This is a genomic window from Ruegeria sp. CH6 (genome assembly GCF_056537005.1).
The window spans coordinates 670,374-682,935 of record NZ_JBQFQS010000002.1 but is presented as its reverse complement, the minus strand read 5'-3'; the positions used below and the strand labels follow the sequence as shown (position 1 = coordinate 682,935).

Here is a 12,562-nt window from a genome sequence, read left to right as displayed (position 1 = left end):
TCAATTCTGCCGCGAAAATATCTGGGGACGGGTGCGATCATACTTGCATCGACACGGGCGACCAGACTTCTTCCTCTCTGTCGCGCGGCAACAACTGCAAAGCCGAGGATGCACTCATGTCCCCTATCCCCTCATCAATGTCCGCGGTTATTCAAAAATTTGATGGCTATTCGAATACGGCCACGGGGCCTGTGATTGAAGACGCCGCTGACTGGCTGGAAGACGCGCAAATCCCGGTGCCAAAGCCCGGCCCTGGACAAGTTCTCATCCGTTTGCGCACAGCGTCGGTTAACCCATCCGATATTCATTTCATCAAAGGCGAATACGGCCAGCCGCGCATCAAGGGAATGCCAGCAGGATTTGAAGGCTGCGGTGATGTGGTCGCCACCGGAACCGGTGCCGAAGCACTACAGGATCAGCGGGTTGCGTTTGTGGCAGCAGGATCTGGCGCCTGGGCCGAATACATCGTGACGCAAGCTCAGATGTGTATCCCCTTGCGCCCGGAAATTTCCGACGAGGATGGGGCGGCGCAAATCGTGAACCCCCTGACCGCGATGGCAATGGTCGATATCGCCCAAGGCGCGGGCAATGCCTTCGTTCTGTCCGCAGCCACCAGTCAGTTGGGTAAGCTGATGTGCAGCTTGGGACGGGATTTAGGATTAAGTCCCATCGCGATGGTTCGCCGTGCTGAGACGGCAGAGACGCTCAGGGAATTGGGTGCGGCAGAGGTTCTGGCCACGACCGATACTGACATGGTGTCAAAGTTCGCCAAACTCAGCGCAGAACTGAAACCACGCGTTTTTCTGGACGCCGTGGCTGATCAGATATCCGAGCAAGTGTTCTGCGCCATGCCGAACGGCGCCCGCTGGGTATGCTACGGAAAGCTCAGCACCGAACTGCCGAAGCTGACACAAATGGGTCAGTTGATTTTCATGAACAAGCGCATCGAAGGATTCTGGTTGACGCAATGGATGATGTCGACCCCGCCTGCGGATCAAATGCGCGTGGTAGGAGAAGTTCAGGCCAGATTTGCCGACGGGCGTTGGAAAACTGATGTTTCTGAACGCCTTGCACTCAAGGATGTCGTACCAAATCTTGCGACAGCACTAAAAAAGAGTGACGGAAAGGTGATTATCACGCCATAGTAGAAAAGTGTCCCGGCTTTTGGAGGAGAACCGGGGCGCAAATGACGCCGGACGTACCGGTATAGGGAGGAGAGCTTGGATAATGCGCAGCTGTTGATCAGCGGGCTGGCGAATGGCTGTGTTTATGGCCTTATCGCACTGGGATTTGTACTGATCTACAAGGCGACCGAGGCAGTGAACTTCGCGCAGGGCGATTTCATGATGCTGGGTGCCTTCGTGACGATCGGACTGACAAACACCGAATATATGGGTCTGCCGTTCTGGCTGGCTTTACCAATTTCACTGGGGATCATGGGTGCATTAGGCTATCTGCTTGATCGCCTGATCATCCGCCGCCTCTTTGGCGAGAGCCAGACAGCTGTTGTCATTCTGACTATCGCTTTGGGCTTTGTTATTCGTTTTGTCGCCGGATTGATCTGGGGCCACGAACCCCAAACACTGCAAAATCCACTTGCCGGAAAAGAAGTGCGATTTGGTGGTCTTGTCCTCGGGATGGAGGATGTCGCGGTCATCGTGGTCACGGTTCTTCTGACCTGGGGTCTCTACGCTTTCTTCAGCAAAACAAAGCTGGGCCTTGCAATGCAGGGAGCGTCGCAAAACCAGCTTGCCGCCTACTATATGGGCATCCCGGTCAAGCGGGTTCAGGGGTTCATTTGGGCATTGGCCGGGGTGGTTGCTGGTATAGCAGGCATTCTGTTTGCGGCTAAAGGCTCTGTTGACCCAACAACCGGTCTTTTGGGTATCAAGGCATTTGCCGCAGCGGTAATCGGCGGGTTCGGCAGTCTTCCCGGTGCACTTGCAGGCGGATTGATTGTTGGTGTGATTGAGCCCTTCGCCAGCCGCTATATCGCCGCCGGCTACAGCCAGATCGCCCCTTACGCACTATTGCTGGCTGTCCTGATCTTCCGTCCCCACGGATTGTTCAGTCAGGTTCGGGTCAAAAAGGTCTAGATACATGCGCATAGTATTCAAGACCAATTACATGCAGGATATCCGTCCCTGGAAGGACGGGTATCAGCTGAGCCTCTACCTGCTCCTGTTGGCTGCGGTTGCGGCCGCTCCTTGGTGGCTGGACGAGTTCTATCTGGGTGAACTGACCAACGTACTGATCTGGGCGATTGCCGGGCTGGGTCTTATGGTTCTGACCGGACATACCGGACAAGTCAGTCTTGGGCACGCTGCCTTTCTGGCCTTTGGTTGCTACGCGAATGTCATCCTGATCGAGGCAGGAGTTCCGTTTCTTATCGCCTTCCCTTTGGCGGGTGTATTGACCGGAATAGCCGGTGTCACAGTCGCCATCCCTGCCCTGCGCTTGCACGGTATTTACCTTGCTATCTTTACGCTTGCCCTATCCATTCTCATGGATGACGTAATTGTTTTGGCTGAGCCCATTACAGGTGGAGTTGCTGGTAAGTATCTTGGTGGCGTTGAGATATTCGGTCATCTGGTTGATCGCTGGGCGACCCCGGATCAGTTCTTCTGGCTGGTTCTGTCGATCACTGTTCTTGTCACTCTTGGGTACATCAATCTGCTGAGGGCACCGCTAGGGCGCAGCTTCATCGCCGTCCGCGATTCCGAAGTGTCTGCTCAGGCAATGGGCGTGGACATTGCGCGGACCAAGATGATCTCATTCGCATTGTCCTGCGCAGTCACAGGTTGGGCTGGCGCTTTGATGGGTCTATACGCCGGCGCATTCAACAACGAGACGTTCAGCGTCGTCATCTCGATCCAGCTACTAATGATGATTGTGATCGGCGGATTGGGTTCGATCCACGGTGCTTTCCTTGGAGCGATCGTGATTGGGTTCCTGCCGCAGTTTCTTTCAATCTCCAAAGAATATGTGGGTGCCATTGTTGGTGGCGGCACAGTCGCCATTCCGGGGTTGGAGTTTGGCATATTCGGCATGATCCTGATCGGCTTTATCCTGTTCGAACCAATGGGTATCTACGGCCGTTGGCTCAAGATCCGTACTTGGTTTGAACTGTTCCCGTTCTATCGCAAAGACATGTTCCGACGGCAGAAGTCGTATCTGAAGACGGAGCGTCTGAGATGAGTCTGCTGGAGTTTGAAAACGTCTCTCTGAAATTCGGTGGCCTGACGGCAGTAAACGATCTGTCTTTTGAGGTTGAAGAAGGCGAGGTGTTCGCCATCGTCGGGCCGAACGGTGCGGGCAAATCTACTGTCTTCAACCTGATCTCGCGGTTCTATGATCCTTTTGCTGGATCCATCAGATATGATGGGCACGATCTACTGGCGGTCAAACCCTCGGGCGTTGCGGCCTATGGAGTTGCGCGTACGTTCCAGAATATCGAGTTGTTCGAACACGCCACGGTTTTACAGAACCTTCTGGTCGGACGTCATCGCCATCGCAAGACCAACCTCATCTCTGAAATTCTGTTTGCACCATCGGTTCGTCGGCAGGAGATAGAGAACAGAGAAAAGGTTGAGGAAATCATCGACTTTCTCGACCTACAGGCCTTCCGGGACAAGATGATCTCAGGCCTGCCCTACGGGGTCCGCAAGGTTGTGGAAGTCGCACGTGCGCTGGCTACCGAACCCAAGCTTTTGTTGCTTGATGAACCTGCATCGGGTCTTTCGGTCGAAGAAACCACGGATATGCGTTGGTGGATCGACGATATCCGGCGACAGATGGGGATCACCGTCCTGATGGTCGAGCATGACATGGGGTTGGTTTCAGGGGTTTCAGACCGGGTTCTTGCCATGGCCGACGGTGCCAAGTTGGCTCTGGGAACGCCTGCCGAAGTTCAATCCCATCCGGCCGTTGTAGAAGCTTATCTGGGTAAAGCATCATGAGCGAGCCCATTCTGAAAATCCGCAATATCGAAAGCTTCTATGGCCCCATCATGGCCATACGTGGAGTTTCGCTGGACGTGCATGATGGGCAAATCGTGTCGATCCTTGGAGCAAATGGTGCTGGCAAGACAACGCTGATGAAAACGGTGTCCGGCGTAATGGACCCTGAAAAAGGTACCATCAACTTTGATGGTGAGGACATTCAGGGATCGGAACCGCACAAAGTAGTTCAGAAAGGCATCGTACATGTTCCAGAAGGTCGCGAGGTCTTTCCACTGCTGACCGTGGACGAGAACCTGAGCCTTGGTGCATACACCTCATCAGACAAAGGTCAGATCGAACACGATCGGGATTTGGTCTTCAGCTATTTCCCCATCCTCAAAGAACGCCGCCATCAAGAGGCCGGTACGCTGTCAGGCGGACAGCAACAGATGCTGGCCATTGGTCGCGGCCTGATGGCAAACCCGCGGATCATGTTGCTGGACGAACCATCGCTTGGTTTGTCTCCCCTGCTAGTGCAGGAAATATTCGGCATTCTCAGTCGCCTGAATCATGAGCAAAACATGACGATGATGCTTGTTGAACAGAATGCAAATGCAGCGCTGGCACTGGCTCATCATGGTTATGTGATGGAAGTCGGTCGCATCGTCATGGATGGGGCTGCGGATATCTTGATGCGATCCGAAGACATCCAGAACTTTTATCTCGGTGTTCAAGAAGAAGGCTCGAGAGAAAACCGCCGCTGGAAGCGAAAAAAGACGTGGAGGTGAGCACAATGAACATGGCAGCCCTGCCCGCCCAAACCGTCATCAATGGTGTTGAATTCAATACCACGCCGGGTCAACGACCGCTGCACGTTGACGGCTGCACAACGATCAGTGGTCTGTTTCAAAAACGCTGCGCAGAACTTGGTGATCGCACCGCCCACCGTGAGAAAGACTTCGGGATTTGGAAATCCTACTCGTGGGCCGACTATTGGCATCATGCCAAGTGGATCGGGCTTGCGTTACGGAAAATGGGATTGCAGCGCGGGGAAGTCGTCTCGATCCTTTCCGAAGATCGCAAGGAATGGGCCTGGTTTGATATGGGCATTCAATGCGTCGGCGGGATCGCATCGGGTGTCTACACGACTGATTCAGCCAATCAGCTTCAGTATCTGATCAATGACAGCGACAGCCGGTTTCTGATCGTTGAAGACGAAGAGCAACTGGACAAGTTTCTTGAGATTGAAAACGAGGTCCCTGACCTTATCAAGGTGATCATTCTCGAAGATGAAGGTCTGCATGACCTTGATCATCCCCGCTGCATGATGATCGACGATCTCTATGCTCTTGGCCAGCAGGCAGAAGCCGAACAGCCCGGGCTATTTGAAGCTGAAATAGCGCTGGCGTCGCCACAGGATACTGCGCTGCTGATTTACACATCAGGTACAACTGGCAAGCCCAAAGGCGCGATGCTGAGCAATGAGAACATCATGGCCGCAATCGAAGCGGGCGCACATTGCCTGGCAACATACGCCTCTGATGAGCAGCTTTGCTTTCTTCCGCTGTGTCATATCCTTGAGCGTGATGTCTCAATCTACTTTCCGCTCGCTGCCAGATGCACAGTGAATTTCGCAGAAAGCCCTGAGACGGTCTTTACCAATCTGCAAGAGGTTTCCCCTTCAACATTCACCGCTGTGCCGAGGGTCTGGGAAAAGATCTATTCACAGGTATTGATCCTGGCGCAAGAAGCCACTCCGGCAGGTCGTGCAGCGTTTGGAATGGCGCTCAGGGCTGGTATGAAACGTGCGGAATACATTCTGGAAAACAAACCCGTTCCCGCCACCGTTTCAGCCCAATTCTGGCTCTGGGATCGGTTAGTTCTACGCAACCTCAGACGAATGCTGGGAATGGATAAACTCCGCCGCGGCGGGACTGGCGCAGCTCCGATCTCACCTGAATTGCTGAAATGGTACTGGGCGATTGGTGTGCCATTGATCGAAGGTTTCGGGATGACGGAAACCGCTGGGATCGCAACGATTAACACCACCAAAAACAATAAGATCGGCACAATTGGCCGACCTGTGGTTGGCAACGACCTGCGTATTTCTGACGAGGGTGAAATCCAGGTCAAAGGCCTGAATGTGTTTCAGGGCTATTGGCGCAACAACGCCAAGACAGCGGATACATTTACCGCAGATGGATGGTTGCGAACCGGAGATATGGGGCACGTCGACCACGATGGGTTCGTCACAATTACCGGACGACTAAAAGACATCATCATCACAGCTGGTGGTAAGAACATCACGCCTGCCGAAATCGAAAGCCGACTGAAATTCAGTCACTACATCTCAGATGCAGTCATCATAGGTGATCGTCGTAAGTACCTTACCGCATTGATTATGATCGATCAGGAAAACGTCGAAAAATTTGCTCAGGACCGAAAGGTCCCCTTCTCCAACTTTGCTTCTTTGTGTGCCGCGCAGGAGATCAAAAACCTTGTAGAGCAAGAAGTTAAGGCCGTGAACAAAGAGTTCGCCCGGGTCGAGCAGATCAAGGACTTCCGTCTGATCGATGTATTGCTGACGGCAGAAGATGACGAACTAACCGCGACCATGAAACTGAAACGCAGCTTCGTTGAAAAGAAGCACGGACATCTCATCGAGGAGATGTACAACTAGATAAGGGATGACCCAAAGGGAGGAATAACATGAAGAACGTCTTCAAAATACTGGCGACTGCGACCGCTTTGACCGCAACAGCAGGGCTAGCAATGGCAGAAAGCCAAGGCGTCACCGACGATGAAATCGTCATCGGTTCTGTCAATGATCTGAGTGGCATTTTCGCGGCGGTCGGTGTTCCGGCGATCAAGGGCGCGAATGTCGTTTTCGATCGGGTTAATGCCAATGGCGGCGTACACGGTCGTACGATCCGCTATGTGGTCGAAGACAATGGTTATCAGATGCCGCGCGCGATGCAGGGCTATAACAAGCTTCTGAATCGCGACAAGGTTTTCGCCATGCTGCAATCGCTTGGAACTCCGATGAACGTGGCCGGCTTCAAGCTGTTGGATCCAAAGGGTATTCCCAATGTCGCCCCCCTTTCCGCAGCGCGTCAGATGCTGCAGGAACCGATGGACAACAAGTTTACGTCGTTCTCCAGCTACTACGACCAGGCCCGTGTCGGGGTGAAGTATCTCGCTGCCGAATTCGGCGGCCAAAATGTATGTACAATGTATCTGCCGACAGATTTTGGAAAAGAGATTCTGGAAGGTAGTCATGCAGGTGCCGAAGAGGCCGGAATTACCTTTGCAGCAGAGACGACGCACAAACCGGACGAGACTGATTTTGTCGGCTCTCTCAGTAAGCTAAAAGAGGAAGGCTGCAATATCGTCACGATAGCCCTTGGTGTTCGTCAGGCGATCACAGTCGTCGGAACCGCCAAGAAGATGGGACTGGAAGACATGAAGTTCCTCGGAACTTCCGCCAGCTTCCTGACAGTTGTGGCGCAAGTCCCCGGGGGTGTCACGGACGGCTTCTATGCTGCCGCCTCGTGGCAGGATCTCTGGGCGCGTGCAGATGAACCCGCCCCGGCAGCGTTCATCGAAGAATACAAAGCGGCGACCGGAGAAGATCCTGTTGGTTTCTCGATGCTCGGATATGCGGCCGCTGAAATGATGGTCAAAGCCCTTGAGGCAGCAGGACCGGATCTGACGCAAGAGAGCTTTATCGCCGCAATGGAGACATTGGACTATCAGGATGATCTGGTTGGCAATTACATGACGTTCGGTCCAGACGACCATCAGGGTGCCGATTCAGTCTATGTAAGCGTCGTGGATAACGGTGCTTGGAAGATGGTTTACGAAGAGTGAGCTTTTCTGGGTGCCCTGTTTATCCTGCAGGGCGCTCATCCTCCTCCGCGGTTTTATTCGGTGGGCAAGCATCCTACGCACTTGACGAGGCGTCGCTCACGCCCCAAGAATCTCTACAGGAGCATTCAGTTCACGCTTCACCCGATGAACTCGGGCAAGTGATACCAAGTGTGTCCGTAGATATGATAAAGTCAAAGTCCTGTTGTTTTTTCCAGGTTGCGAGTTCAAATGGTTAAGTTTTTGAAGAACACCGTTTTGGTGCTAATTTTTTCCGCGGTTCTATTCGCTCTTATTGAGGTGATTGTCCGCCAGTTCTTTCCACAAACGGTCAGAACCACCTATCTGGTAGGTGAAACTCTGGGCATCAAAGACCCCGTTACAGGTCACCTGAACCGGCCAAACACCCATGCCGCAGTTACCGCCCCTGAATTCAGCGTTGAATACATCGTGGACGAACGTGGATTCAGAAATGCGTCTTTAGACAGTCGGCCGAGCTCAGAAACCCCTGCAACCAAAGTACTTTTGGTCGGGGACTCCTTTGTTTTTGGGGCGGCAAATCACTTCGACGACATATGGCCAGAGCTGCTTGCAAACCGTTTCAAACAGGAAGGCTTGGACGTCGAAGTGATCAATGCCGGCGTGCCGGGATTCGATACATCTCAACAGGTTCTGTATCTGGAGCGCCTGTTTGAGACCTATCAACCAGATATCGTCCTACTCACATTCCTGCCAAATGACTTGTTTGCTAATCGACCTATTCAGAATGTCGATGGTCAGGATCAGGCGCGTGGTGATGCCCGTGCAGTCGTCCAGACCGGCGGTAGTAAGAAGTCTTCTTTCCAGTCCGTCACTTTATTGAAGCGGATGATGATGGGGACCGACGCCGCCTATCGCCGTCTCTATCTTATGACTCCGAGAAAGGCATTCTTTGAGAATCCACCTTCGGAGAAAATGGAGACAAAAGCGGAAACAACAAAAGATATACTAATGAGAGCGAAACAATTCACCTCGCAACACGGTGCTGATTTCGTTGTGCTGTCTGTGCCGCAATTGTTTCAGGTCTTGCAAAAGGCAAGTGGTGAAGTTGTTCCAGATGTAAATCCAGATCTGCCCGATCAGATGTTCGAAGAATTTTCATCGGAGAATGAGATCGATTGGATTGCTACCCTGCCTGTGCTTGCGCAAAACTATGCGGAGAACAAGGCTGAACTCTATTACAGATTTGATGGGCATCTAAATGCAGAAGGCAATCGCGTCATCGCCGATATAGCCTATGATGCTCTGGAGCCATTGGTTTCGAACTACTCGAACTAAAGGCGAGCACTTTCCGAAACATTCAACAAAAAAAGCGGCCGCGCCATTGCGCGACCGCCAATGTAAATTTGTTTCGGAGCGAATTAACGCTTCGAGAACTGGAACGAACGACGCGCTTTGCGCTTACCGTATTTCTTACGTTCAACAACACGGCTGTCGCGTGTCAGGAAGCCAGCGGCTTTCAGTGCGCCACGCAGCGACGGATCGTACAGCTGCAGAGCTTTTGAGATGCCGTGCTTGACCGCACCGGCCTGACCGGTCAGGCCACCGCCTTTAACGGTTGCAACAACGTCGAATTCGCCTTCAACACCAGCAACCTGGAACGGTTGGCGCAGGATCAGCTGCAGAACGGGACGAGCGAAGTACTTGTCCTGGTCTTTGCCGTTTACGGTGACCTTGCCGGAACCCGGCTTGATCCAAACGCGGGCAACAGCGTCTTTACGCTTGCCGGTGGCGTACGAACGACCCAATTCGTCACGTACGGGCTCACGCACGATGACTTCTTCGGCCACGGTTTCAACGCCTGCGACGGCGCTCAGCTCTTCGAGAGTATTGATCTGATCAGCCATCGGTCATTAGCTCCGGGTGTTTTTCTTGTTCATGGACTTAACGTCCAGAACTTCGGGGGCCTGGGCTTCGTGCGGGTGCTCGGCACCGGCGTAAACGCGCAGGTTGGTCATTTGCTGACGCGCCAGACGGTTGCCCGGCAGCATGCGCTTGACCGCTTGGGTCACGACGCGCTCGGGGTGTGCACCCTCGAGGATCTGCTGCTTGGTGCGCGACTTGATGCCGCCCGGGTGGCCAGTGTGCCAGTAGAAGTTCTCTTCGCGCTTCTTGCCGGTCATCTGGATTTTGTCAGCGTTGATCACGATGACATTGTCGCCCATATCCATGTTCGGGGTGAACGACGCTTTGTGCTTGCCACGCAGGCGCATGGCGACGATCGACGCAAGACGGCCCAGAACAACGCCCTCGGCGTCGATCAGGATCCATTTCTTGTCGATGTCTGCAGGTGTTGCAGAAAAGGTTTTCATGGCAGGATAGTCCTGTTTGATGTGAAAGACCGGCCTGAATGCAGACCGGTCCGAATTCGATGGGGCGTATTTAGTGTGTGCCGCTGCGCACGTCAAGCGCATCAATATTGATATTATTAAGCATAAACAATGACTTACAAATTAGGTATTATTTTACCCCATATTCAAACGCTGATTTGCTCAGGTGGATTATCCAACAGGGCACGCAAACGAAGCATTGCATCTTCAAACTGATCTAGAGTGACGTGACCATTCATTGCGATGCGCACGGCATTTGGGGCACGACCGTCACGCAAAGCAAACTCATCCGCTGATCTAAGTTGAATGCCCTCTCTCTCTGCTGCCCGGCTAAATGCTGCTGACCTCCAGCCGGATGGTAAGTTCAGCCAGACGAAGGGTATTTCGGAATCCCAGTTCAGATCAAACCCGCCCAAAGCATTAACTGTGACTCGTACATACTCGCCCATTTTTGTACGGACATCCTGAGCTAGCTGCCTAGCCCGAGGATCACTGAGTAACAGCCGGGTCAATTCGGCTAATGGCTGTGCCAGTCCGAAATAGCCATATTCCGCTGAGCGACGCAGGTCGCCGCTTCGCTCTTTTGGCGCAATCGCGAACCCAACACGTAAAGCAGGCGTGAGTGTTTTCGAGATCGACGAGACATGCCAACCCCTTTCCGGAGCAAGCGCCCGATAACTTGGAGCCCGCGCATCACCCATACGATAACAGTCGTCTTCAATGATCTGTACGTCATGGCGCCGCGCAACTTCGATCACTTCTTTCCGACGTTCCAGCGGAGTGTGACCGCCAGTGGGATTCTGCACTTCAGGTGAGACACAGATTGCTTGAGCGGGGGTCTGGCGAAGCACATGATCCAGCGCCTCGGCACTGATGCCCCACTTGTCCATTCTGACGCCGACGACCTCTGCCCTCATTAACTCCCCTGCGCGCCGGAATCCTGCGTAAGACAGGTCTTCGACCAGTACGATGGGTTTCGGCCCCTTCAGGACTGTTTGGAAAACGACGCAGATACCGCTTTGTCCCCCATGTGTCAGAACAATGTCATCAGCGGTCACCACCCCCAAAGGCAAATCAGACAGCCAGTCGGCTACGACCTGACGAACGGGCTGATAGGCATCTCGCGTTGGGTAGTTCATGAACATGCGCGGATCGCCCTGCGAAACCTTTGCCATGCACTCTCGGATCAGTGACACCTGCCCTGCATCAGGCAATCGAGGGCTGAACAAGCTTACATTCGCATCATACTTGTCATCGCGCAGATGCAATTGGCGCGACCACACATCATCCAGGATCGGGGATTTTGGTGGCGCCACAAATGTACCACGCCCGACCTCGGCTTGTAGCAAACCCTCGTCTGTCAGAATCGTATAGGCCCGCGCGACTGTCCCGGGAGTTATCTTCAGTCGATACGCAAGTTCCCGCACCGGAGGTAGCTTAACCCCTACCTCCAGTGTTTTGTTTTCGATAGCTTTTCGTATGGTATCTGCAACCAAAGTGTACTTTGGGCCCTTTGCTTTGGGTAACGCCTCGGGCCAAATTGTATCCATTACAATTCTTCCTTTGATTTCGACACAATTCCGAATGTATCAATCATATGTACCGAGCATTTATACTTTGTGTCAATACAATTTGAAAGGACTATGACATGACACGCGCAATGCACAACCCCGCCCTCATGCTGCTGAACGACAGTCCCCGGCTGCCGATTATCGCCGCACTGGCCGTGCGGTTTGCGGCGACTGTCACACAATGGGAACGCCGGCGCCGCAGCCGCGTAAACCTTGGCCAACTGGACGACAGGCTGCTGCGTGACGTCGGACTGACACGTTATCAGGCCGATCGCGAGAAGCGCCGTTACTTTTGGCTAGCTTGATTAATCCCCAGTCCCATTTCGGGACCTCTTCCTGGGCCGGGGCTTGTCCCCGGCCATTTTTATCCGAACGCTGCTGCCGCTGATCCCGCAGGTGGAAGTGAGTAGGTCATGGTCGCCCTTGCGACTGGCTTGTCTGACCCATCCGAATACATCAGCACGTCCCCCACAGCCAGAGTTCGGCCGAGCTTCAGCAATCTACATTTCGCGATCATATCAACGCCCCCGTCAGGTTTTCTCAGGAAATCCAAAGAGCTATTGGTCGTTACGGCCAGCGACTGACGACCCATTCGGGCAAGAACCATGGCATAGACGCTTACATCAGCCAGTGAAAATGTCGAAGGACCAGATACGGTGCCACCGGGACGCAAATGGCGTTCTTGCACCACTAGCCGAATTGTAATCGTGTCATCGGTTAACTCTTCGACGACAAAGTCTTCGCGCACTTGCGGAAAAACCTGCGCAAGATATTCCGACAATTCCTGTTTGTTCATTGCCAACGACATGCTTTC

At 53.4% G+C, this 12,562-nt stretch carries 13 protein-coding genes; 9 read left to right on the top strand and 4 right to left on the bottom strand.

What is annotated here, in order from left to right; all coding sequences use genetic code 11:
- The first annotated feature begins 116 nt into the window (after positions 1-116).
- The 8 genes from ACR0CW_RS07700 to ACR0CW_RS07665 all read left to right on the top strand — a co-directional run bounded on the left by ACR0CW_RS07700 (position 117) and on the right by ACR0CW_RS07665 (position 9,125).
- Positions 117-1,145, top strand: coding sequence for an alcohol dehydrogenase catalytic domain-containing protein (locus ACR0CW_RS07700; protein WP_480787347.1), 1,029 nt, complete (start codon positions 117-119; stop codon positions 1,143-1,145).
- 75 nt (positions 1,146-1,220) lie between these two features.
- On the top strand, positions 1,221-2,096 hold the full coding sequence (locus ACR0CW_RS07695; RefSeq protein WP_480787346.1) for a branched-chain amino acid ABC transporter permease: 876 nt from the start codon (positions 1,221-1,223) through the stop codon (positions 2,094-2,096).
- 4 nt (positions 2,097-2,100) lie between these two features.
- The gene (locus tag ACR0CW_RS07690) at positions 2,101-3,198 is read left to right on the top strand and encodes a branched-chain amino acid ABC transporter permease (RefSeq protein WP_480787345.1); all 1,098 of its coding nucleotides are present in this window, start codon (positions 2,101-2,103) and stop codon (positions 3,196-3,198) included.
- The gene (locus ACR0CW_RS07685) at positions 3,195-3,959 is read left to right on the top strand and encodes an ABC transporter ATP-binding protein (RefSeq protein WP_480787344.1); all 765 of its coding nucleotides are present in this window, start codon (positions 3,195-3,197) and stop codon (positions 3,957-3,959) included. Before ACR0CW_RS07690 ends, ACR0CW_RS07685 begins: the two co-directional genes overlap by 4 nt.
- The gene (locus tag ACR0CW_RS07680; protein WP_480787343.1) at positions 3,956-4,729 is read left to right on the top strand and encodes an ABC transporter ATP-binding protein; all 774 of its coding nucleotides are present in this window, start codon (positions 3,956-3,958) and stop codon (positions 4,727-4,729) included. Before ACR0CW_RS07685 ends, ACR0CW_RS07680 begins: the two co-directional genes overlap by 4 nt.
- A gap of 5 nt (positions 4,730-4,734) precedes the next feature.
- Positions 4,735-6,621: an AMP-dependent synthetase/ligase gene (locus tag ACR0CW_RS07675; RefSeq protein WP_480787342.1), complete on the top strand. Its 1,887-nt coding sequence runs from the start codon at positions 4,735-4,737 to the stop codon at positions 6,619-6,621.
- 29 nt (positions 6,622-6,650) lie between these two features.
- Entirely contained in the window at positions 6,651-7,811 is a 1,161-nt protein-coding gene (locus tag ACR0CW_RS07670) for an ABC transporter substrate-binding protein (RefSeq protein ID WP_480787341.1), read from the top strand.
- 228 nt (positions 7,812-8,039) lie between these two features.
- Positions 8,040-9,125: an SGNH/GDSL hydrolase family protein gene (locus ACR0CW_RS07665; protein WP_480787340.1), complete on the top strand. Its 1,086-nt coding sequence runs from the start codon at positions 8,040-8,042 to the stop codon at positions 9,123-9,125.
- Between the two features lie 83 nt (positions 9,126-9,208).
- Here the strand turns inward: ACR0CW_RS07665 and rpsI are convergent, their stop codons facing one another.
- The 3 genes from rpsI to ACR0CW_RS07650 form a co-directional block, all read right to left on the bottom strand.
- Entirely contained in the window at positions 9,209-9,694 is a 486-nt protein-coding gene (rpsI, locus tag ACR0CW_RS07660) for a 30S ribosomal protein S9 (RefSeq protein WP_039535473.1), read from the bottom strand.
- A gap of 6 nt (positions 9,695-9,700) precedes the next feature.
- Positions 9,701-10,159: a 50S ribosomal protein L13 gene (rplM, locus tag ACR0CW_RS07655; RefSeq protein ID WP_039536983.1), complete on the bottom strand. Its 459-nt coding sequence runs from the start codon at positions 10,157-10,159 to the stop codon at positions 9,701-9,703.
- Positions 10,160-10,323: 164 nt separating this feature from the next.
- Positions 10,324-11,727 carry an aminotransferase-like domain-containing protein gene (locus ACR0CW_RS07650; protein ID WP_480787339.1) on the bottom strand — a complete coding sequence of 468 codons (1,404 nt, stop codon included), beginning with the start codon at positions 11,725-11,727 and terminating at the stop codon, positions 10,324-10,326.
- Positions 11,728-11,825: 98 nt separating this feature from the next.
- Here ACR0CW_RS07650 and ACR0CW_RS07645 point away from each other — a divergent pair, with 98 nt between their 5' ends.
- The gene (locus ACR0CW_RS07645; RefSeq protein WP_480787338.1) at positions 11,826-12,053 is read left to right on the top strand and encodes a DUF1127 domain-containing protein; all 228 of its coding nucleotides are present in this window, start codon (positions 11,826-11,828) and stop codon (positions 12,051-12,053) included.
- 59 nt (positions 12,054-12,112) lie between these two features.
- Here the strand turns inward: ACR0CW_RS07645 and ACR0CW_RS07640 are convergent, their stop codons facing one another.
- Positions 12,113-12,556, bottom strand: coding sequence for a PaaI family thioesterase (locus tag ACR0CW_RS07640; protein ID WP_170330444.1), 444 nt, complete (start codon positions 12,554-12,556; stop codon positions 12,113-12,115).
- Positions 12,557-12,562: the final 6 nt, after the last annotated feature.